This window comes from Gloeocapsopsis sp. IPPAS B-1203 (genome assembly GCF_002749975.1).
Classification (GTDB): domain Bacteria; phylum Cyanobacteriota; class Cyanobacteriia; order Cyanobacteriales; family Chroococcidiopsidaceae; genus Gloeocapsopsis.
Genome location: NZ_PEIG01000003.1, coordinates 391,299 through 413,588, shown reverse-complemented (window position 1 = coordinate 413,588; position 22,290 = coordinate 391,299). Strand labels below are relative to the sequence as shown.

Here is a 22,290-nt window from a genome sequence, read left to right as displayed (position 1 = left end):
CAATCGAGTTTTTAATTCGTTTAATGTTTGTCGCTGCTAATCATTCTAGATTTAAAAAAAGTATCTACTTATACGTTGCCCATTCTTTCTTGCTTTGGCAATGCAACTCAACGTTATGCTCATTGAAGAACCAAAATCAGTACACAATCTCAAAGTGGTTTAGGAAGTTCTATCAGTGACGCGATCGCCCGCTCATGAAATGACTATGGTATGCACGACTCATGAAGTAGGCTTTGCGCGTGAAGTTAAAATTCTTGTCACAAATTCTCCATTAAGGATTTATGTTTAATCGTATCCAAAAAAGCATAAACCGCAGGTGTTTGCAGTGCATCTGCTAAAACAGCAATACCAATAACTCGTTTGAGGGGAACTGGCAAACTAAATATTTGCACATTTGCTGGAATAGGTTGCGCAGCTAGACGTGGTAATATTGTCGCACCTAGACCTTGCGCAACTAAACTTACAATAGCAGCATCGGTTTCGACTTCGTAAGCTGGTTGCAATTTATAACCGCAAGCTCGAACATGAGCATCAACTGGCTGCATCATGGTGTCTTCGAGTGGATGCATTATCAAGGGATAATTAATCAACTCCTCCCAAGTTAATTTTGATTGAGACTTGAAATTTGGTGGTAATAAAGCTATGTACTCATCATTCAATAGCTCCCATGTTTCCAAGCTTTCACCCGCAGGTAGTAGCGTAAACCCTATATCAGATCGTCCTTCGCGTAGTGCATGTTCTACATCATCACAGCTATCGTGTTCGTTAAGATGAACTGCAATCGATGGAAAATGGCGATGAAACTCGGCGATCGCTTGTGGCAAAATATGCGTAGCAACACTGCGAAATGAAGCAATGCGTACTTGTCCGCCTTTTAATCCCTTCGCTGACTCGGCTTCTTTAGTGATTTCCTCGGCACAATTGACAATAACGCGGGCGTGTTCAACAATTCTTTTACCTACTGGGGTCAAACGCGCACCATGACGACCTCGCGAAAATAAGATGACACCTAAATGATCTTCTAAAGTCGCGATCGCATGGCTAACGGCTGATTGTGACATCTCCAACTGCAAAGCTGCTTCACTAAAATTCTCGCATTCTGCAACAGCAACTAAGATCCGCAACTGAGACAATTTCATTTGGTTATGATGGTTTACTTTCATACCATGGGGTAGATGTCAAAGCTCTATTGTAAAAGCACGCTTTAGCAAATTATCGCTCTCTAGCATACAGATCGCAGACAAACCCCAAATAACCAAAGCCCTCGACTTCAGTCGGAGGGCTACCCAAAAGAAGTGTGGCTTCGCACACTAAAATAAAAGTCCACAAAGGTGGACTTTGTTTGTCTAGCAGCGAATTCATTCGCTAAGCTACTACCAAACTGATGCAGGTTCAGCCTCAGTTGTGTCTACATGATTGTTATTATCAGATTGCTCGCTAGCAATTGCAGGAGTAGCAGCGGAAGTATCTGCAATGTTGACTTTAACAACTTTACGACGAGCTTCTGTTACTTTAGGTAGTGTTAAGGTCAAAATACCGTTCTTGAAGTCAGCTTGTACTTGGTCGTTCTGAACAGCAACAGGTAAACCAACAACACGCTGGAACTTACCATAACGGAATTCACTGCGGAAAAGTCCGCGTTCTTGAGCTTGCTGTTCGCGACGATATTCACCGCGAATTGCTACTGCTTCTCTTGTTACCTGAACGTCTAAATCTTTACCTTCTACTCCAGGAATTTCAGCCCGAAGTATTAAGCTATCTTCAGTATCTTTTAACTCTACTGCAGGCTTCCAAAATGTTTCTGGCTGTTGGTTATTGCCTGCTAATTCTTCAAAAACTTGATCCATTTGACGACGTAGTGTTTCAATTTCTTGGAAAGGTTGCCAACGAATCAGTGTCATATTTAAACTCTCTCTTTTACTCTTAGCTTTGTTTAATCATATTTGCTGCACATCTCTATAATGCCGAGCTACCATGCTTTTAGAGGTAGGGTAAACCGGAGAAGTTTCAGGGGAGATACCCGAATTTTTCGTTTTAACTTTGTTAGAGGCGATCGCATCTTCAAAACAGCAATTGTCAGTAGTAATTTTCGTAATTAGAGTTTATTAATAAATTCAAGAATTGAGTATCCTTACAGAAAGCGAGCGCTACGTATTAAAAATGATGATAAGTTTATTTATAAAGTTGATAAGCAGCTAAAAAAAATATCATACTTATAGCTATTTATCTTTTGTATTTCTGACACCAGCAAGAATTAGATTCACAACTTCTTGAGAGTGTTCTTCTACCATTTCTGGACTTAGTAAGGGTGCTTCTTGCCAAAGATACTTAAAGTTCTCGTAGGCAGTAAAGTAGAAATTACAAGCTCCCAAGATATTCATCACAGTATGCTGTGGATGAAGTTTGCGGAAACATCCTTCTGCCATTCCGCGTTCTAGAATTTTTGTAACAATACCAAAGACTTGCTGTGCGCGATCGCTACTGAGAACGTGTTTGTAATACTTGCCTTGATTTTGCAACGCTTCATGAATCTGAATCGGGTTGAGATGCGGATGATGAAAGTCAGTAGCGATTTGTCGCCGGATGAGCTTTTCTAGTGCTTCTTCAGGCGATAACTGTTCGAGTTCCTCTGGTTGAATCGAATCCATGTACCTACCAAAAAATATCCGCTCCAACACAGCGACATAGAGATCTTCTTTACTTTTGAAGTAGTAGTAAATCATCGCCTTAGTAACGCCTGTCTTCGCAGCAATCTCTTCCGTCTTCGCCGCATTTAAACCGTACTGTGCAAATTCTGCTTCAGCTGCATCGAGGATTGCTGTTCTCGTCGCCTCTGCATCTCGAACCTGTTTGGCTGCTTTTCCTGCTTTAGTGACCACTACGACTTTTTTACACCATTAACGTATCATCCTGTTCGATCATAGGTGCTGAAATGCTTTTCCGTCAAAGCTTTGAGACTTTTTGATCGCTAAAACACACTTAGGTGTTGACAAAAAAAGTTTATTGCGGCATATTAACTAACAGGTCAGTTAATTAATTAAAATAGAGAACTGACTCTCCACTTTAACGTCATCATCCAACATCATGACCACAACTCTACAGAGACGCGACGCGAATCTGTGGGAGCAGTTCTGCAATTGGGTCACTAGCACCGATAATCGCCTTTATGTAGGCTGGTTTGGTGTTCTCATGATTCCAACATTACTTGCTGCAACCACCTGTTTCATCATTGCTTTTATTGCTGCGCCACCCGTTGATATTGACGGAATTCGAGAGCCTGTTGCAGGTTCGCTGTTGTATGGCAACAATATTATTTCTGGTGCAGTTGTACCGTCCTCGAATGCGATCGGCTTGCATTTTTATCCAATTTGGGAAGCTGCAAGTTTAGATGAGTGGCTGTATAACGGTGGTCCTTACCAACTGGTGATTTTCCACTTTCTCATTGGCGTATTCTGCTACATGGGACGCGAGTGGGAACTCAGCTACCGTCTAGGGATGCGTCCGTGGATTGCTGTTGCTTACTCTGCACCTGTCGCCGCTGCTACCGCAGTATTCTTGATTTACCCTATCGGTCAAGGAAGTTTCTCGGATGGAATGCCTTTAGGGATCAGTGGTACTTTCAATTTCATGTTGGTGTTTCAAGCAGAACACAACATCTTGATGCACCCTTTCCATCAACTGGGAGTAGCAGGTGTATTCGGTGGTGCGCTGTTTAGTGCAATGCACGGCTCACTCGTCACCTCAACTCTGGTACGCGAAACGACTGAAATTGAGTCTCAAAGTTACGGCTACAAGTTTGGGCAAGAAGAAGAGACTTACAATATCGTTGCTGCTCACGGCTACTTTGGTCGCCTAGTTGGACGCACAAACGAGGTTATCTTAGGAACCACAGCAAACAGTCGTACGCTTCACTTTTTCCTTGCAGCTTGGCCCGTAGTTGGTATCTGGTTTACTGCTCTGGGTATCAGTACTATGGCGTTTAACTTGAACGGTTTCAACTTCAATCAGTCGGTTCTGGACTCGCAAGGACGTGTGATTAGTACTTGGGCTGATGTGTTGAATCGCGCCAACTTGGGTATGGAAGTGATGCACGAACGCAATGCACATAATTTCCCACTTGATTTAGCTACAGGAGAAGCAGTACCAGTTGCAATGACTGCACCTGCAATTAACAGCTAAATTGTCTTAAAAGTTTGTCTTCTATGATTGCTTAATGAGCGCTCTTTCACGGGGGCGCTTTTTCTTGTCAAGCAAATTAGTTAACACCTAAGTGTTGCGCGATCGCACTCACTTGTCTTTGAATCGCAGCAAGTCGAGAATTTGTTTCTTGGCTGTCTTGATTACTTGTCGCAATGACACCATTAATTCGAGTCGTTATACTGTTCATTGCATCGGTATAACGCTTCAAATCTGCACTAAATGATTCTAGAAAATTGCTGGGCGTTTGCGATCATAATTTTACCACGTAGACGTGGGTGCACTAGTCCGCTAATGTTTGTCTCTTGCCAATTTTTCCGCGATCGCTTCTCGAATCCAAGGCGCAACCGCATCGCCCGCAACGGCTCGTAGTTCGGCTTCTAAACTTGGTGGAAGACGAATGCTGATTGGCTTACTGATCACTGGCTCAGAATCAGTCACAAATTTCCCAGACTTGAGATCTCGTTTGCTCATAGTAGCAGGGTCATGATTAACGTAACCGGAATATTCTTTACTTTAACGAACCACAAAGGCACAAAGAGCACAAAGGTGATTGGGAAAGTTGGCGGGGATCGCAACTGTCAGATAAAAAAAATCCCCCAGCGTGATTGCTAGGGGTTTGGGATAAGCTAGGTGATTAGCTGACGGAAGATAGTAGTAACTCTTTGTTGGCTGCTTTTTCTATCTTCACTTCACCGCGATCGTCAACATCAACAATGGCTGTGTCTCCGATTTTGATTGAACCTGCTAGCATTGCTTCAGCTAGGCTATCTTCAAGCAGTCGCATAATTGCGCGACGTAATGGTCTTGCACCGTAGCTGGGGTTGTAACCTTCTTGAACTACGCGATCTTTGAACTTAGCGGTTACATTGAGTTCAATTCCTTGTTCTACCAAGCGGGTGGAAACTTCACCTAATAGGATGTCAGCGATTTGTGTAATTTCTGGTTTAGTCAACTGACGGAAGACAATAATGTCATCTACGCGGTTGAGGAACTCAGGACGGAAGTGTTGTTTGAGGTCTTCATTCACAAGATTGCGAATGCGATTGTAGCTAGACTCACTTTGACTGTTAGCAATCTCGAAACCGATACCACCACCACCTTTTTCGATCACTCGCGAACCAATGTTGGAAGTCATGATCAGTAGCGTGTTTTTGAAGTCTACTGTACGACCTTTGGCATCAGTCAAGCGACCATCGTCCATGATTTGCAACATCATGTTGAAGACATCAGGGTGTGCTTTCTCGATTTCGTCGAATAGCACTACGGTGTAAGGTCTGCGACGTACTGCTTCTGTGAGTTGTCCGCCTTCGTCGTAGCCAACGTATCCTGGAGGTGAACCAATCAGTTTGGAAACTGTGTGGCGTTCCATAAACTCGGACATATCGAGGCGAATCATCGCTTCTTCTGAACCAAAGAAATAGGAAGCAAGCGCCTTGGTTAATTCGGTTTTACCAACTCCGGTAGGACCTGAGAAGATAAAGCTAGCAATCGGGCGATCGGGATTCTTCAAGCCAACTCTCGCACGGCGAATTGCTCTTGAAACTGCGGTGACAGCTTCTTGTTGACCGATAATCCGCTGATGTAGGGTGTCTTCTAAGTGCAACAGCAACTCAGATTCGGTTTCGGTCAGCTTATTGACAGGTACACCAGTCCACGAAGCAACGATTTGTGCGATGTCCTCTTCATCAACAGCAGGAGTGTTGACGTCTTTGTTATGATTTTCAGAAATCGCTTTGATTTGGGTTTCGAGTTCTAACTCGCGATCGCGTAGTTGTCCGGCTTTATCAAAGTCTTGTGCTCTAACGGCGGCTTCTTTATCGCGCGATACTTGTACTAATTCGCGCTTGAGTTCACTAGTTGCAGATACTTGGGAGTGTCTTAAGCGGACACGCGAACCAGCTTCATCAATCAAGTCGATGGCTTTATCAGGTAAGAAGCGATCGCTAATATAACGATCTGATAGCTTCGCAGCGGCTTGTAGCGCAACATCAGTAATCTTAACGCGGTGATATTGTTCGTAAGTACCACGTAAACCGTGCAGAATCTCAATCGTTTCATCTACCGAAGGTTCGCCAACCATAATCGGCTGGAAACGACGCTCAAGTGCTGCATCGCGTTCGATGTGCTTGCGGTATTCGTCTAAAGTAGTTGCACCAAGACACTGCAGTTCACCACGGGCTAGTGCTGGCTTGAGGATGTTTGCTGCATCCATACCACCTTCAACACCACCAGTACCAATCAAAGTGTGAATTTCGTCAATCACTAAGATAATATTACCCGCAGCGCGAATTTCATCCATGATGGCTTTGATGCGTTCCTCAAAGTCACCTCTAAAGCGCGTACCAGCAATTAGTAAGCCCATATCTAAGCTGACGACTTGGCGATCTTCTAAGATATCAGGAACGTTTTGGGCAACAATCCGTTGGGCGAGTCCTTCGGCGATCGCAGTTTTCCCAACACCAGGTTCACCGATTAACACGGGGTTATTCTTCGTGCGACGTCCAAGAATCTGAATCGCGCGTTCAATTTCTTTCTCGCGTCCAACAACAGGATCAAGCTTACCTTCTGCAGCAAGCTTTGTTAAGTTAGTGCTAAATTCGTCTAAAATTGCTGTTTTACTTGCAGTCCGACCGCTGCGACGTTCAGTACTACCGACAGAAACTGCCGCTACCTCTCCATGTTTTTTGATAACTGCGGTGCGAATTTGCTCTGGGTGAATACCCAAATTACTGAGGACTTTCGCTGCTACTCCGTCGCCTTCGCGGAGTAATCCTAACAAAATGTGTTCTGTATCAATATAGTTGTTTCCGAGTTGCCGAGCTTCAGCTAGGGCTTGCTCAAAAACACGCTTGACTTTGGGAGTGAAAGGAAGTTCAGTAGGGACAAATCGATCTCCCCTACCGATAATTTTTTCTACTTCTGTGCGTGCATCTTGGAGGGATACTCCCAGCTCGGTCAGCACTTTTGCTGCTACTCCCGTACCTTCTCCAATCAAGCCTAAAAGAATCTGCTCGGTTCCTACCAAGTTGTGTCCCAGGCGACGTGTTTCTTCCTGGGATAGCATGATTACCTTGATGGCTTTATCTGTAAAGTATTCAAACATCGTGGTTTCCTTTACCGAGCTGTTTAAGTAGGGTCATTTACCCTTACATAAACTTTTATGTAGTTATGTTTAATGTAACTTTGGACAAACAACTCCCACAGTGGGAACAGCCGTAATCATGAAGGAGTATTACCCGTCTATCTTTGACGTAAACGTTATTGTTGAGAGGGGTGAGTGATTGGTTTTGAATTTTGAGTTTTGAATTGAAGAATTTTCGTAACTCAGCACTCAAAATGCAAAATTCTTTTAATAAATGCCTCCGGCACTTTCTTCGCGAACAAAACTCAACACTCACTCCTCACCCTCGCTGCTCACTCCTAAATTTGTTCCTATTAGTAGAATCTTTTTTGTGGCGAGCAGCGTCTAATACTATTAAGATCCTTAAAACTGAATACATTGAAGTAGTCTCAGTTCTGAACAATTCTTGAAGTAAGCCTATTGTGTCTATAACAAGCCGTACCCTGGTTGATCCCACATCAATAAAACCAACGAACCAACGTAAAACAAAAGCAATCTTGACAAAAGGTGTTGAGATGGCTTTCAAATCGGGACGCGATTGCTTTCAAGTCCTTAAAGGAATTGATTTAGAAGTCTCTCCTGGTGATATTCAACTATTAATGGGACCATCCGGATCAGGAAAGACAACTTTACTGTCAATTTTGGCAGGCTTGCTGACGCCAACTGCAGGAAGCGTATACTTACTCGGCGAAGAGATTACAAAAATGCCTCGCGATAAGTTAGCAAACTTTCGTCTGCAAAATATTGGGTTTATTTTTCAAGGGTTTAACTTATTTCCAGCGCTGACAGCAGCCGAGAATGTAGAATTAGTGCTGAATATTAAAGGCATTAAAGGACGGTTAGCAAGAAACCAAGCGAAATACCTACTCGAACAAGTAGGTTTAGCAAGTCATACGAACTATAAACCAGGAGATTTATCTGGCGGACAAAAACAGCGAGTTGCGATCGCACGGGCGTTAGCAGGTAATCCTCGGTTAATCATGGCAGACGAACCTACTGCTGCTTTAGACTCGCGTAGCGGACACAATGTTATTGAGTTACTACGGTTATTAGCCAAAGAAGAAGGCTGTACAGTGTTAATGGTAACTCATGACTCACGTATTATTGATGTAGCTGACCGTGTAGCGTACATGGAAGATGGAATGTTGCGGCAAGAGTAGACTTTATCTTTGTTTCCGCTGCGCTTGGCAATAAGTATCCCGTTCAGAACTATTTATCCCAGGCGGATAGCTGGAATTTTGTTGTAATAGAAAAGCAGTAGCTGCAGTCTGTGCTTCAATTTCTGCTGCTATTTGGATGCGTTGAGTATTTGTATTTGCATCGCGGAGGCGCTCAAAATTACGGTATGCACCCTCACGCCACTGAGCAATGAGTTGAAACCGTTGTAAGTCATCTGTATCACCTGGTATATCTTCATCATCAACTGTCGGATCAAACTTGCGCGCTATTTCCGATAATATATTTACCTGTTGAAGAAATTCATTGACACGAGTGTGGTCTTCATAGCTTACTGGATGACCTTTTAAATAAAGCTCATAAAGTACAAACGGCAAATCGCGCTGAATGTGTGCATTAAAGCCTAAAATGAGATTGCCAGAGCCTGACACTGAGCGACGCTGTGCTGCATCAAACGCGATTTGCCAAACTGGGGGAACATAACCTTTACCTGTATGGTAAGCATCATAAGCTCGAAAATAATAATCGGCAAACAAGGCATCTTCTCGAATCACAGATGCAGGATTGTTGTAGTTAATCTCATCAATTGTTTTGAGAAAGGTTTGTGTCGTTCGCAAGTAAGCAAGTGCAAACAAAGCATCATGATCGCACTGCTTTGCAAGTGGTTGGTAGCGTTGCTTCATTGCCCGAATAACAAGTTCCACGCATTTTGGCTTTCCTGTCTGACAAACTGTGTCTATCAGTTGGCGATCGCTTGCTAGAGAAACTGGAGAAAAGGCGAGTAAAAACACAGCCGTGCTGAGAAAGAAGTTTTTCATAATTTTTTAGCTCGTGTTTTTCAGCGATGAGTTAAATACGGATAATTCTCTCAATGCTGCATCTTTTACACAAGACTCGTTCATTCAACTAAATAAAAAATGGTTATAACAAAACATAATTTTCTACTCCTGTGCTTCCCTGCATCTAAAGCCCCTCTGTCCCTATAAAATTTCTCTCTTACTACAGGTGGCGTTCTGATGAATTTAGGAAAATGAGAGTAAGTAACTCAGTGTAGCCCTAATAAAACTATGTTCAATCAAAATCATTCCCATCTTGCGGTACAACGCGAACCAATTTCTCGTATAGTCGTTACTGCGCAGCAGATGCGGAATATTGAAGAGCGGATCTTTACTAGAGGAATGCCAGTGGCTGCGTTGATGGAGAAGGTAGCCGGACTCGTTACACGTCGTATTATAGAGCTTTATCCTCTGTCACAAGTATCGCGTATCGGTATTTTAGGAGGACCTGGGCATAATGGGGGTGATGCGCTAGTTGTAGCACGAGAATTGCATTTTCAAGGATATCAGGTTGCAGTTTGCAGCCCTTTTTCTAAGTTAAAAGATTTGACTTCACAACACGCACAATATGTCAAGAGTTTAGAGATTCTAATTCATGAATCTTTAGAACCTCTAGCAGAATGCGATTTATTTATTGATGGTTTATTTGGATTTGGGTTAGAGCGATCGCTGTCTTCTCCTGTAGACCAAATTGTCAATCAGTTGAATGAATGGTCACAGCCAGTTGTCAGTATTGATTTACCATCTGGCTTACACACTGATACTGGGGAAGTGCTAGGAACAGCCGTACAAGCAACACATACCTTTTGTTTAGGTTTGTGGAAACTAGGATTGTTGCAAGACCAAGCTTTAGATTATGTTGGTGCAGCAGAGTTAATTGATTTTGATATTCCGCTGACAGATATCCAAGCAATATTAGAAACACCAAAAATCCAACGCATCACTTCACAAAGTGCGATCGCAACTCTCCCTCTCAAGCGTTCTCCTGTTACGCATAAATATAAACAGGGACATCTTTTACTCATCTGCGGTTCGCGGCGTTATACAGGCGGGGCAATTTTGACAGGCTTGGGCGCAAGAGCAAGTGGTGTTGGCATGCTCTCAATTGCTGTTCCAGAATCGATTAAACCACTGTTGTCTGCACAATTACCTGAAGCTTTAATTATCGGCTGTCCTGAAACCGAAAGCGGTGCGATCGCACAACTGCAGTTACCAGAGATCGATTTGAGTTCGTTTGATGCGATCGCTTGTGGTCCTGGTTTAACAGTAGATGCCAAGCCAATTTTACAAGAAGTGATTGATAGCGATCGCCCTTTGGTTTTAGATGCTGACGGTTTAAATATTCTTGCCCAAATGGGAACAACTCAGACATTGCAACATAGACAAGCATCCACCGTCTTAACACCCCACGCAGGCGAATTTAAGCGATTGTTTCCTGATATTGTTGACCCTACTAAAGACCGCATTGCCGCTGTACGTGCAGCCACTGAACAAAGTGGTGCAGTTGTGTTGTTGAAAGGTGCAAGGACTGCGATTGCCCAAGCTGATTGTGTCTGGATTAATCCTGAAAGTACCCCAGCTTTAGCGCGTGGTGGTAGTGGTGATGTGCTCACAGGTTTGTTGGGAGGATTGATTGCACAGGCGACTTCCAAAGATATACCCATACTAGAAATTGTTGCAAGTGCTGCGTGGTGGCATTCTCAAGCTGGTATTTTGGCAGCACGTGAACGTACAGAAATGGGAGTCGATGCATTCACTTTGGCAAAATATTTAATGTTTGTTGTCAGCAGATTTTCATAATGAATACGAATGACATTGCGTATTAAAATTATTATTTTTTAGGAGTTTTGGCACTATCAAACGCTTAAAAGCTACTTAAAGTGTATATTTTTTACGATTTTTAGTTGAAAATAAATAAATATTTTTGAAATGCCAGTAGTTACGCAAACTCTGTAAGTGTTATTTCGAGTATAAGATAAAAAATTTACTCAATTATGCATAAGGTAACTAATATCATACTTTATGGTTGTCAAAGATATAACTTCCATCAGTACAGCCTTAAGCGCTACTTACGATCTGCGTTTGGTTGTACTTTCCCTTGTGGTAGCAATTATCAGTTCATATACAGCACTTGATATGGCTGGGCAAGTTCCTGTCACACAAGGAACAGCAAGAAAGTTGTGGTTAAGCGGTAGTGCGATCGCTTTAGGGATTAGTATCTGGGTCATGCACTTTATTGCCATGCTTGCCTACGAGCTACCTATACCAATTACTTACGATATTCCAACAACCTTACTCTCATTACTAGTCGCGATCGCCTTTTGTGGAATCGGATTATCAACTGCTAGCCAAAGACCGTTGAGGTGGTTGCCTTTATTGACAGGAGGCATTTTTGTAGGGTTGGGCATTATTACGATGCACTTTACTGCAATGTGGGGAATGCGACTCGGTGCAATGCCAGTTTATAGTCCACAATTTCTTATTTTTGCAGGGGCTTTCACAATTTTTATGTCAACTAGTGCGTTGTGGTTAGCATTTCATGCTAGTGCTGAAAAAATTGTCAGATCTGAAAGTCTGGGTAAAGTTGTTAGTGCACTTTTTGCTGGTGTCGCCATTGATGCCTTGCATTATCTAGGCATGATGGCAGTTGACTATTACCCTTCAATTAAACTTCTTGCCCAAGGTTCTACCGGAATCGATAGATTTGTTTTAGCAATTGCTACTGGTACTGCTAGTTTAAGTATTTTGCTGTTGGCATCAGTAGGTTCCTATTTTGGTCAGCGTCTCAGTGCTAAAATTGCCAATGCTGAAGCTTTAAAAGAAAGCGAGGAGCGCTATCAAAAGTTGTTTGATTTTGCGCCTGATGCTTATTTTGCGATCGCCGCTGATGGGACTCTCAAATCGGTCAATAACTATGCTGCTGAGTATTTAGGTTACGACAAACAAGAGTTGATCGGTCAACCTGCATTGATGACAATTTATGAAGCTGATCGCGACTGGATGCAAGATTGGATGGAAAGTATCTTTCGCGAAAAGATTACTAGTAGTGAAGTAGAACTGCGCAAAGTTTGTAAAGATGGTTCAGTGCTTTGGGTACGCGAACGCAATCAACTAGTGATTGACAACGAGGGCGAACCAATAGAATTACACGCAATTTGTCGAGACATTACTGAACGCAAGCAAGCAGAAGAGGAATTGCTTCAAAATGCCTTTCACGATGCCTTGACAGGTTTACCCAATCGTGCACTGTTTTTAGATCGTCTAGAACAGGCAATTCAACACGCTAAGAGATATCAAAATTATCTATTTGCAGTTCTTTTTCTTGATTTAGATCGCTTTAAAGTCATTAATGACAGTTTAGGGCATCTTCTTGGAGACAAGTTACTTGTAGCGATCGCATCTCGGTTACAAGAATGCTTGCGACCAACTGATACTGTTGCCCGCTTGGGCGGAGATGAGTTTACAATTTTACTTGACGGTATTCAAGATGCCAGCGATACCATTCGTGTAGCTGAAAGAATTGAACAAGTACTTTCGTTACCTTTTGAAATTGAAGAACAACAAATATTTACCTCTGCAAGTATTGGTATTGCACTAAGTGCCACTCATTACGATCAGCCAGAAGCACTTCTACGCAACGCTGACATTGCTATGTATCGTGCTAAAAACCAAGGTGCGGGGCGCTACGAAATCTTTAATCCTGCAATGTATACCAAAGCTGTTGCACGCCTACAATTAGAAACAGATCTGCGTAATGCAATTGAAAGACAAGAATTTATTTTGCAATATCAACCAATTATTTCTTTGCAGACAGGCAAAATTACTGGTTTTGAAGCCCTGATACGCTGGCAGCATCCCCAATATGGTTTGCAAAACCCAGATAGATTTATTGCAACAGCAGAAGAAACTGGGATGATCACTCGCTTATGTCAATGGATTTTTTACACGGCTTGCTATCAATTGTGTCAATGGCAACGACAACTTACAGAAGCAAAAGACTTAATTATAAGTATTAATCTTTCTGGCAAGCAGTTTTCTCAACCTAATATTGTCGAGCAAATTCAGCAAGTTTTACAGCAGACTAACTTAATCGCCTCACACTTAAGACTAGAAATTGTTGAAGGCGTCATTATGGAAGAAAATGATTCTATTTCAACTAAGCTTTTACAGTTAAGAGATTTGGGCGTTCAGTTATCAATTGATGATTTTGGAATAGGATACTCATCTCTAGCACGTTTATATCATTTTCCCATCAACGGATTAAAAATTGATCGCTCTTTCGTTTCACGTATTGGTGTTGAGCAAGCTAGCGCTGAAATTGTTGAAACAATTATTACTCTTGCCCATAAACTAAATATTGACGTCACAGCAGAAGGTGTAGAAACATCAGCACAACTTGCCTACCTGAGAACATTAGAATGTGAATATGCGCAAGGGTTCTTTATATCTCAATCTCTCAACGCTGAGCAAGTAAAAGCTTTACTAAAAAGCAATCCCCAGTGGTAAGGACTAGTTATTATTCACTAGCCAATAGTCACTTTTGATCGCCGCTAACCAACCAGATTTATATTAATATCTATTAATAAAATTACACTTTAACGGCTGAATTGCTATTAGTTGGTGTGTAGAAATCTCCTTGATTATCAACTCCTACTGTCAATAAAGATTCTTCGCCTGTGATTAATCTTGCACCACGCTTGCGCGTCCAGTAGTTCCAACCCCATTGCAAGAGAACCACAAGTTTGTTATCAAATTCGATTAAGAAATAAATGTGGACAAATACCCATGTCAGCCATGCTAAGAAACCAGAGAATTTAACAAAACCAAAGTCTACAACTGCTGCATTGCGTCCAATAACGGCTAAACTGCCGCGATCAAAGTAATTAAACGGTGGTAGTGTCTTTGCTTGTAACCGTTGTTTAAGTAGTGCTGCAACATATTGTCCTTGTTGCATAGCAACAGGTGCAACACCAGGTAGGGGTTTACTGTTTTGGTGAGAGAAATTTGCTAAGTCACCAACAACAAAAACATTGGGATGATCTGGAATACTGAGGTCTGGTTCAACGATAACTCGTCCGGCACGATCAAGTTGTGCGCCAGTACGCTTAGCTAAAATTTCTCCCATAGCAGAAGCTTTGACGCCCGCAGCCCAAAGAATTGTTTTAGCAGCAATGTGCGTGACTTCATCTCCTTGCTTCATTGTCACAATGTCATCTGTAATATCGGTAACTAGTGTTTTTGTTTGCACTGTTACGCCCAATTGCTGGAGAGATGTTGTTGCTTTTGTCGATAATTCTGTTGCATAGGGTGGAAGTAAGCGATCCATCCCTTCAAGTAATAAGATTTTGGCTTCAGCTGTATCGATGTTACGAAAATCTTTCTTTAATGTACTGTAAGCAAGTTCTGCGATCGCTCCTGCTAACTCAACCCCAGTAGGTCCACCACCAACAATCACAAACGTTAACCAAGCGCGGCGTTTTTCTGGATCAGTTTCTTTCTCAGCAGCTTCAAACGCAACAAAAATCCGTCGCCGCATTTCTAGTGCATCTTCAACGGTTTTCAAGCCTGGAGCAAATTCTGACCACTCATCTTTACCAAAATACGAATGTTTTACCCCTGTAGCGACAATTAAACTATCGTATTGTAGTTCTTGATTTTGCAGTGTCACCTTGCGCTGTTCTGGATCAATGTCAACAACTTCTCCCATGAGTACTGTCGTATTTTTGTTGCGGCTGAGGACAGCACGTAAGGGAGAAGAGATATCCGCTGGCGATAACGTCCCTGTTGCAACTTGATAGAGTAAAGGTTGAAATAAATGAAAGTTGCGTTTATCTATTAATGTTACCTCTACAGGAACACTGCCGAGGGATTTCGCTGCATATAACCCGCCAAATCCACCACCGACTATCACTACACGATGCGGAGATTGCTTTTCGACAGCATTAACCATATAAAGTGACTTTTAGCTAATTTCTTTACGAACATTTATATTAGCTTAACTAAAAGAAATATGCGTAGCAATCGCTACAGGTCAAAAGTGAAGCGATCGCACATTACTTATTTAATTAGTCCACGGAGGTGGACTTTGTTTGTCAAGCTGTGAACTTTAGTCACCAAGCTTAAAGCAACAAGCTAGCGTGAAGTAAAGCTGATTGATGAGTAAATTGCCAAAAATTAAGTATTTGTTCCCCTACAAGTTGAGGTTGACAGTAATGAAAAAAGTGTTTACCTTGAGGACATAGCCATAGGCGATCGCTTGCTTTAAAATACTCTTTCCAACCTTGCAAATCTGCTGGCTCGATAATTATATCGTCACTACCGCCACAAACCATTAATGGCACTGGTACACCACTTGTAGGTAAACTGGCTCGTTGTAACAATGAGTGTGGTGAGAGCGAACAATATAAGTCTTTATATAAGCGTTTGATAAAACTATTAATTGTACATTTATCATGCGAGCCAAATAAATTATAAGCCATCGAAGTTAACACTTTTTGACGACTCATAATTTTGCGATGATTATAATAATGAAGTTGCCAATCAATAGTAGGATCTGCACCTACAGCTAGTAAAGTGAGTGATTTAACTTTATCTGGATACCGGCGTGCATACAGTAATCCTAGTAAACCACTTGTACTGTGACCGATTAAGTGAACAGGGCGATCGCACGATTGTAAGTAATCATGTAGTAATTCTAAAGCAATATCAAGCGAACTTGGTTCATCTTGAGTTTGGCAATATTCCCACTGCGCTACTGTTAAATGATGGGATAAATAGCACAACAATGGACGATGAAAGCATTGCAGACTAGGACTAGTGTTTATCCACAAAACATCTGGAACTATCGACATATAAAGTCTCTAATAAACATCCCTAGAAATATAGATAAAAGCACAGGCAAGATGCCTATGCCACAATGTCATTAACTACACTCCGAATTCTTGCTTCAGTTGAGATATCCAAGTTTTAACGCGCTGCTCAGTCATCTCAGATTGATTATCTTCATCAAGCGCTAAACCGACAAACTTGCCATCTCTAACTGCTTTCGATTCGTTAAATTCGTATCCATCAGTTGACCAATAACCGACTGTTTTTCCGCCTAATTCAGAAATTTTTTCTTCTAGAATTCCTAGAGCATCCATAAAATTATCAGCATAGCCAACTTGATCGCCTGTTCCAAAGTAAGCCACTTTTTTCCCACTAAAATCTATGTCATCAAGTTCAGGGAAAAAACCATCCCAATCACTTTGCAATTCACCAATATTCCAAGTAGGACAAGCAATAATGAGGTTTTCGTAATCATTAAATTCACTACCCTCTACATCTGCCATATTATGCAGTCCTACAACTTCTTCGCCTAATTCTTGTTGAATCATCTCGGCAATAATTTCGGTTTTTCCAGTTGTCGAACCGTAAAATAAACCAATACCTGACATCTTTTTACCTACAATATTTGAGTCAAAATTTGTAGGGGCATTAAGCACGTTTCAAATACTTTTTTGCCCCTGTTTTACTAATTGGCGATCGCCACAAATGCACTCCAGCTATTTAAAAGCAAGTACGCAAAAATTGCGCCACCAATGCCACCAATGAAAAAGCCTGTTGTAAACTGACTCCACTCATCTACATTTTGTAAAGCTTCAGGAACGTTGGGAACTGTCGCTGCAAAAGCTGGTCTTGGTAAAGTTTCTAGGCGTTTTTCTAATTTGGTACTGCCATAAATTGAAAAACCGATTGTGAGGAGGAGAATTAAACCTCCAGCAGCGAGTAAACCAACAAGATCGCCAACATTAGCATTGCGTAATGTACCGATAGAGCCTAATACAGCAAAAGGTCCAACTAGCCAATAACCATGTGCCATCCCAATTTCTAATCCTCGCGCCAAAGGGTTAATTCCTGGGCGATAAATTGGTAGGTATTTGAGAAAGTTCAATGTCACATCTTGAGAACTGATTGCGGTTGCTGTTTGAGGATTTTGTGGTGGCTGAACCATGTCGCCTTTTTTGAAATCAAATCCAGCAGCAACAGCGCGGGCGCGGAGGGCGTGCCAAATATGACCGATGAGAAAGATTAAGGCTAAAACAACATGAAATGTCACTAGCCAACCACGAACAGAAACCAATCCAGGCGCAGATTCTAAAGCATGTACCGGACCATAAAAAACTTCTGGGTATACAGTATTGTTGACCCACGCAAAGTAGGCAGCAAAGAAGCCCATGTAGGCAACAGCACCAATACTGTAAGAAAGATAAGCTTCGCCTGAATAAATTAAAATGCGTCGCGCCCATGCAAACGGTTGCGTCAAGATGTGGAACAGTCCACCACCAATGAGCATTAATCCAACCCAAATGTGACCGCCGACAACGTCTTCTAAGTTATCTACCGCCGCCATTCCTTCTGAACCCCAAGCCCCGAATAAATAGCCAAAAATGCGGACAGGGTTGAGTGTGGGATGACTGATGACACGCACGTCACCGCCGCCACTTGCCCAAGGGTCAAACAATCCGCCCCAGAACATCGCTTTGGCAACGAGTAGTAAAGCACCTAAGCCTAAAAGTATCAGGTGAATGCCTAAAATAGACGTGACCTTGTCTTTATCTTTCCAGTCGTAGCCAAAAAACCCAGCTAAAGTAGGATTATCTTCTAAAACTTCGGGCCCTAATAGAGCGTGATAAAGCCCCCCTGCTGCCAGGATAACTGAGGGTATGAGATGCAAAACAGCAATGACAAAGTAGGGATAGGTACTAACAACTTGTCCGCCAGCCCCGACACCAAAGCCTAATGTGGCTAGATGCGGTAGCAAAATCAACCCTTGCTCGTACATCGGTTGATCAGGATGAAAGCGTGACAACTCAAACAGTGTCATTCCTCCAGCCCACAGCAAGATTAACCCTGAATGTGCAACGTGTGCACCTAATAACTTACCTGATAAGTTTGTCAGACGAAAATTACCAGCCCACCAGCCTACATCAGGAATTTGATTCTTGTAAGGGCTATCTGAAATTACCGCAGTCATGGCAACTCCTTGAGAATTACTTGCGTTATTGCAACACTAAATTTTTTAGAACAAACACTAATCACTTGCATTAACTAGGTTGAGGAATCACAGCATCTTCACTAATGCGACCTTTGCGAAAATCTAAACCACGCGATCGCAAAGCGTGCCAAATATGTCCTTGCAAAAAGAAAAACGCTAACCAAAAATGAGCATTAGCAAGCCACGTCCGAGAGGTAACTAAATTAGGATCGGGCGATGAAAAGTAAGGCACAATATTTTGCCGTACTACCAATGCTGGACCATAGAAAACTTCAGGATAAACAGTCGTATTGACTGAGACAAACAGCGTTGCAATAAATCCCATCAATGCCAAAGCGCCCAAACTATAGGAAAGATAAGCTTCTCCTGACCAAACAAAGAACGGGTATGTCCAGCGAAAAGGCTTAGTCACAATGTGGAACAACCCACCAAAAATCAACATTCCGCCAACCCAGATATGACCGCCAACAACATCTTCAAGGTTGTCAACGCCAGCAATCCAGAACCTACCAACAGCACCAAAGAGATAGCCGTAAATGACTGTAGGATCGAGCGTCGGGTTAGTTACAAGCCGGACATTTTCAACATTTGGGTCATATAAACCACCAAAGTACATTGCCTTGGCAACTAAGAGAAATGCACCTATTCCGAGTAAAACAAGGTGAATGCCCAAAATTGTTGTCATTTTGTTGGTATCTGCCCAGTCATAGCCAAAAAAGGAAAATCTGCCTTCTAATCTTTCTGGACCACGTAGTGAATGAAAGATACCACCAAACCCTAGAAATGCTGACGAGATCAAATGAATAACAGCGATCGCAAAGTATGGGTGCGTATTGACTACAGCACCGTTAGCACCAACTCCCCAACCTTGGGCTGCTAGATGCGGTAGCAAAATTAAGCCCTGCTCGTACATTGGTTTTGCCGGATTAAAATGACCCAGTTCAAATAATGTCATTGCCCCAGCCCACAACACAATTAAGCCGGAATGGGCAACATGAGCACCGAGTAACTTACCCGATAGATTTGTGAGACGGGCGTTACCCGCCCACCAAGGAGACTCTGATAGATCTTGCTCTACTGAAAGTGGACTCTTAGCAACAGTTGTCACTGTAATCTAACCTCCTAATTATTGAAAATCTTTTTCAAAAACTTGCAAGATAGCTTACACTATACCGTTAGTTATTGACAATCCTTTTCATTAAATTTCTGTAATTCTTGATTTTTAGCAATTAGTGCACCCTGTTGAACCGGCATCAAGGATGCAGAAACACTGCAACTTACACTCACTCGGCATAATGCATATGTTTAATTTATTGCTTCAAGTTGTCCAACCGATTACAACCCCCCTGTGTTTGCTTTCGGTTTCATCTTTGCTAGCAGTTTTTTTGTGGAGTGTCTTGATAGCAACGCGAGATGGTATCACTCGACTGAAGCAACTGCACCAAGTTCCTTGTAGCCGCTGCGCCTACTTCACTGGAGATTATCGACTTAAATGTACTGTACATCCTTGCAAAGCACTTACGGAGGATGCAATTAATTGTTTAGATTACGAACCTACAACACATCCACCTCGCTGTACAAAAACGTGCAAATAGGAAAATGAAGTTAAAAGTTGATAACGCGTCATTTAGTAGCCATCAGCTTGTGTTTAGCTGATTAGCCCTTTTGATTACTAAATCGTAAGATGTATCACCTCAGAATATATTCCTCTAGCTGGGGATCAAAGCTCAACTTGGCAAAGTGGCTATTAAGCGCGACAATAAGTTTACGTCGCCCTTGAAATCGTCCAGTGAATAACGTCCGTACTGTTTCCGATACCAAGCGAGCTTTCTACACATCTCACACTCGTCCGATCAACACAATTTATCGTCGAGTGGTGGAAGAACTGATGGTAGAAATGCACTTGCTGTCAGTGAATGTCGATTTTAGCTACAACCCAATTTATGCTTTGGGCGTAGTCACTGCTTTCGAGCGGTTTATGCAAGGTTATCAACCTGAAAAAGATAAAGAATCAATTTTTAATGCCTTGTGTCAAGCTGTAGAAAGCGATCCGCAACAATATCGCCAGGATGCCGAACGTCTTGGTTTATTTGCGAAGAATGTGTCAAATACTGAGTTAATGGCATGGGTACGTGGGGAATCTCACAAAGAAGAAGTAGGCGATCTCCAACAACAAATTGGAGCGATCGCCCATAATCCCAACTTTAAATACAGCCGCTTGTTTGCGATCGGAGTGTTTAGCTTATTAGAACTATCAGACCCTGCATTAGTCAAAGACGAAAAGCAGCGAGTCGAAGCTTTGAAAAATATTGCTGCTACTTTGAACATCTCAGAAGATAAACTCAACAAGGATTTAGAACTGTACCGCGCTAATGTAGACAAAATGGAGCAAGCATTAGCAACAATTGCAGATATTCTTTCTGCTGACCGTAAGAAGCGTCAGCAACTCACCCCAGATAAAGGTATTGCCGTAACAACTCCTGATTCCGAAGATCCTTCACAAGCCCCTGGTTCACCGTAAGACAAAACTCCTTTTGGTTCTTGATTCAAAGTTAGGAGTAATTGATAGATCTTAGTGAAGTAAAGGCGACCTATCATAATTACTCCTGATAATTTCTATTTTTGATCTAGGCATTCTTGAATCAGAAATACGCTAGCTTATTAGAAAATATCTGGTTTGCACCAGATGTTACACTGCGTTAAAAATGCGCTATTTAGCTCTAGCAACGGATAAAGTCAAGTTTAAACCTGCGTACTCAAAATCTGAGTCTGTTATTCAACTAACAGAAACAGTAGAGGACAAAACTTGGCTTTATCATCTGCACCAACGAGGATAATCTAAAAAGAACATCAAACATTATCTCTGCCATAGAAAGCCGCGAACCTGCTTAATACCTATTAATCAACAACGACATTTTGCGGTTTGCCTTGACAGAAACTCATAATATTATCAATCGTTGTATCTAAAATTCGCGTTCTAGCCTCATAAGTATTAAAGGCACTATGGGGAGTCACAATAACATTTGATAGACGCAGCAATATTTGATTCGCAAGTAGTTCTTCTAAGTTACCTTGCTTCTGCACTAAAGACTTTAGTAATTCTCTTTCGTGATGCATCACAAATTCTTCTGGTAAGACATCTAAGCCAGCAGCAGCAACTTTTCCGGTTGCTAAAGCTTGTAACAATGCTTTGATATCCACTACACTTCCACGGGTTGTGTTAATCAACACTACACCATCTTTCATTTGAGAAAATTGCTCGTCAGAAAGCAGATGATACGTTTTTTTATTTGCAGGAACGTGCAATGTAATGATGTCTGCACTTGCTAATACTTCTGACATTTGAGCATAATAAAATCCCAATTGCGATGCTAACTCTTCACGGGGATTTTGTTCGTATGCAACAACATTCATCCGAAGACCTTTAGCAATTGAGATCACACAACGTCCAATTGCACCAGTACCAATCACACCCAAAGTTTTACCTAATAAATCAAAGCCTTGTAATCCTTGAAAAGAAAAGTCACCTTTACGAGTGCGATCAACAGCATCAACAACTCTATGGCTTAACGCCAATAACAAGGCAAATACGTGTTCAGCAACTGTATGTTCTCCGTAGTTAGGCACATTACAAACTTTGATATTCTCTTGCTGACAGTAAGTCGTGTCAATTTGGTCAAACCCAGTTGATCGCGTAGCGATGAGTTGCAATTGATTGAACTGCTGTAGAATATTTTGACTGAGATTCGAGTAGATAAATGCACAAATGACGTTAGCATCAGTAAATTGACTGGCATTTTCACTCGTTAGCGGCTCATCACAGTATTCAATAATATGTTCGCCACTCAACTTATCAAAAAGTTCGCGCTCCCAGTCTTCAATTTCAAAGACGGTAATTTTCACAGATGCTCCTTTGATAG

Annotated in this window: 19 protein-coding genes; 5 read left to right on the top strand and 14 right to left on the bottom strand. The window is 42.0% G+C overall.

Annotated features, from left to right (window positions below; translation table 11 throughout):
* Nucleotides 1–257: 257 nt before the first annotated feature.
* From CSQ79_RS07835 to CSQ79_RS07825, 4 genes are all read right to left on the bottom strand, one after another.
* Complete coding sequence (locus CSQ79_RS07835) at nucleotides 258–1,163, bottom strand: LysR family transcriptional regulator (RefSeq protein WP_099700608.1); 906 nt, start codon at nucleotides 1,161–1,163, stop codon at nucleotides 258–260.
* A 49-nt stretch (nucleotides 1,164–1,212) separates the two neighbouring features.
* A complete protein-coding gene (locus tag CSQ79_RS27540) occupies nucleotides 1,213–1,362 on the bottom strand; it encodes a hypothetical protein (protein WP_289500820.1) in 150 nt (49 codons plus the stop codon).
* An 11-nt stretch (nucleotides 1,363–1,373) separates the two neighbouring features.
* Nucleotides 1,374–1,901, bottom strand: a complete 528-nt coding sequence (locus CSQ79_RS07830) for an Hsp20/alpha crystallin family protein (protein WP_099700607.1) — start codon at nucleotides 1,899–1,901, stop codon at nucleotides 1,374–1,376.
* A 318-nt stretch (nucleotides 1,902–2,219) separates the two neighbouring features.
* Nucleotides 2,220–2,879 carry a TetR/AcrR family transcriptional regulator gene (locus CSQ79_RS07825; RefSeq protein ID WP_099700606.1) on the bottom strand — a complete coding sequence of 220 codons (660 nt, stop codon included), beginning with the start codon at nucleotides 2,877–2,879 and terminating at the stop codon, nucleotides 2,220–2,222.
* A 205-nt stretch (nucleotides 2,880–3,084) separates the two neighbouring features.
* On the opposite strand from CSQ79_RS07825, the gene psbA reads away from it, so the two are divergent.
* Nucleotides 3,085–4,179 carry a photosystem II q(b) protein gene (gene psbA, locus CSQ79_RS07820; protein WP_099700605.1) on the top strand — a complete coding sequence of 365 codons (1,095 nt, stop codon included), beginning with the start codon at nucleotides 3,085–3,087 and terminating at the stop codon, nucleotides 4,177–4,179.
* 76 nt (nucleotides 4,180–4,255) lie between these two features.
* Here the strand turns inward: psbA and CSQ79_RS27535 are convergent, their stop codons facing one another.
* The 3 genes from CSQ79_RS27535 to CSQ79_RS07810 form a co-directional block, all read right to left on the bottom strand.
* Entirely contained in the window at nucleotides 4,256–4,387 is a 132-nt protein-coding gene (locus tag CSQ79_RS27535; protein WP_289500814.1) for a hypothetical protein, read from the bottom strand.
* Between the two features lie 101 nt (nucleotides 4,388–4,488).
* Nucleotides 4,489–4,671 carry a YlcI/YnfO family protein gene (locus CSQ79_RS07815; protein ID WP_099700604.1) on the bottom strand — a complete coding sequence of 61 codons (183 nt, stop codon included), beginning with the start codon at nucleotides 4,669–4,671 and terminating at the stop codon, nucleotides 4,489–4,491.
* A gap of 163 nt (nucleotides 4,672–4,834) precedes the next feature.
* Nucleotides 4,835–7,303 (bottom strand): ATP-dependent Clp protease ATP-binding subunit, encoded by a 2,469-nt coding sequence (locus CSQ79_RS07810; RefSeq protein WP_099700603.1) that lies wholly within the window; start codon nucleotides 7,301–7,303, stop codon nucleotides 4,835–4,837.
* A gap of 446 nt (nucleotides 7,304–7,749) precedes the next feature.
* On the opposite strand from CSQ79_RS07810, the gene CSQ79_RS07805 reads away from it, so the two are divergent.
* On the top strand, nucleotides 7,750–8,481 hold the full coding sequence (locus tag CSQ79_RS07805; RefSeq protein WP_502693918.1) for an ABC transporter ATP-binding protein: 732 nt from the start codon (nucleotides 7,750–7,752) through the stop codon (nucleotides 8,479–8,481).
* A 3-nt stretch (nucleotides 8,482–8,484) separates the two neighbouring features.
* Here CSQ79_RS07805 and CSQ79_RS07800 read toward each other — a convergent pair whose 3' ends face one another.
* On the bottom strand, nucleotides 8,485–9,315 hold the full coding sequence (locus CSQ79_RS07800; RefSeq protein ID WP_099700601.1) for a DUF5995 family protein: 831 nt from the start codon (nucleotides 9,313–9,315) through the stop codon (nucleotides 8,485–8,487).
* Nucleotides 9,316–9,564: 249 nt separating this feature from the next.
* On the opposite strand from CSQ79_RS07800, the gene CSQ79_RS07795 reads away from it, so the two are divergent.
* Both CSQ79_RS07795 and CSQ79_RS07790 read left to right on the top strand, forming a co-directional pair.
* Nucleotides 9,565–11,133 carry an NAD(P)H-hydrate dehydratase gene (locus tag CSQ79_RS07795; RefSeq protein ID WP_099700600.1) on the top strand — a complete coding sequence of 523 codons (1,569 nt, stop codon included), beginning with the start codon at nucleotides 9,565–9,567 and terminating at the stop codon, nucleotides 11,131–11,133.
* A gap of 222 nt (nucleotides 11,134–11,355) precedes the next feature.
* Nucleotides 11,356–13,839 (top strand): EAL domain-containing protein, encoded by a 2,484-nt coding sequence (locus CSQ79_RS07790; protein ID WP_099700599.1) that lies wholly within the window; start codon nucleotides 11,356–11,358, stop codon nucleotides 13,837–13,839.
* A gap of 82 nt (nucleotides 13,840–13,921) precedes the next feature.
* Here CSQ79_RS07790 and CSQ79_RS07785 read toward each other — a convergent pair whose 3' ends face one another.
* From CSQ79_RS07785 to CSQ79_RS07765, 5 genes are all read right to left on the bottom strand, one after another.
* A complete protein-coding gene (locus CSQ79_RS07785) occupies nucleotides 13,922–15,283 on the bottom strand; it encodes an NAD(P)/FAD-dependent oxidoreductase (protein ID WP_099700598.1) in 1,362 nt (453 codons plus the stop codon).
* A gap of 169 nt (nucleotides 15,284–15,452) precedes the next feature.
* Nucleotides 15,453–16,184: an alpha/beta fold hydrolase gene (locus CSQ79_RS07780; RefSeq protein ID WP_099700597.1), complete on the bottom strand. Its 732-nt coding sequence runs from the start codon at nucleotides 16,182–16,184 to the stop codon at nucleotides 15,453–15,455.
* Between the two features lie 75 nt (nucleotides 16,185–16,259).
* Nucleotides 16,260–16,769: a flavodoxin FldA gene (gene fldA / locus CSQ79_RS07775; RefSeq protein WP_099700696.1), complete on the bottom strand. Its 510-nt coding sequence runs from the start codon at nucleotides 16,767–16,769 to the stop codon at nucleotides 16,260–16,262.
* Nucleotides 16,770–16,846: 77 nt separating this feature from the next.
* Entirely contained in the window at nucleotides 16,847–18,349 is a 1,503-nt protein-coding gene (locus CSQ79_RS07770; RefSeq protein WP_099700596.1) for a chlorophyll a/b binding light-harvesting protein, read from the bottom strand.
* Nucleotides 18,350–18,419: 70 nt separating this feature from the next.
* Entirely contained in the window at nucleotides 18,420–19,478 is a 1,059-nt protein-coding gene (locus tag CSQ79_RS07765; RefSeq protein ID WP_099700595.1) for a chlorophyll a/b binding light-harvesting protein, read from the bottom strand.
* A gap of 681 nt (nucleotides 19,479–20,159) precedes the next feature.
* Between CSQ79_RS07765 and psb29 the strand changes: the two genes are divergently transcribed.
* Nucleotides 20,160–20,891 (top strand): photosystem II biogenesis protein Psp29, encoded by a 732-nt coding sequence (gene psb29 / locus CSQ79_RS07755; RefSeq protein ID WP_099700593.1) that lies wholly within the window; start codon nucleotides 20,160–20,162, stop codon nucleotides 20,889–20,891.
* Between the two features lie 377 nt (nucleotides 20,892–21,268).
* Here psb29 and CSQ79_RS07750 read toward each other — a convergent pair whose 3' ends face one another.
* Nucleotides 21,269–22,273: a hydroxyacid dehydrogenase gene (locus tag CSQ79_RS07750; protein WP_099700592.1), complete on the bottom strand. Its 1,005-nt coding sequence runs from the start codon at nucleotides 22,271–22,273 to the stop codon at nucleotides 21,269–21,271.
* Nucleotides 22,274–22,290: the final 17 nt, after the last annotated feature.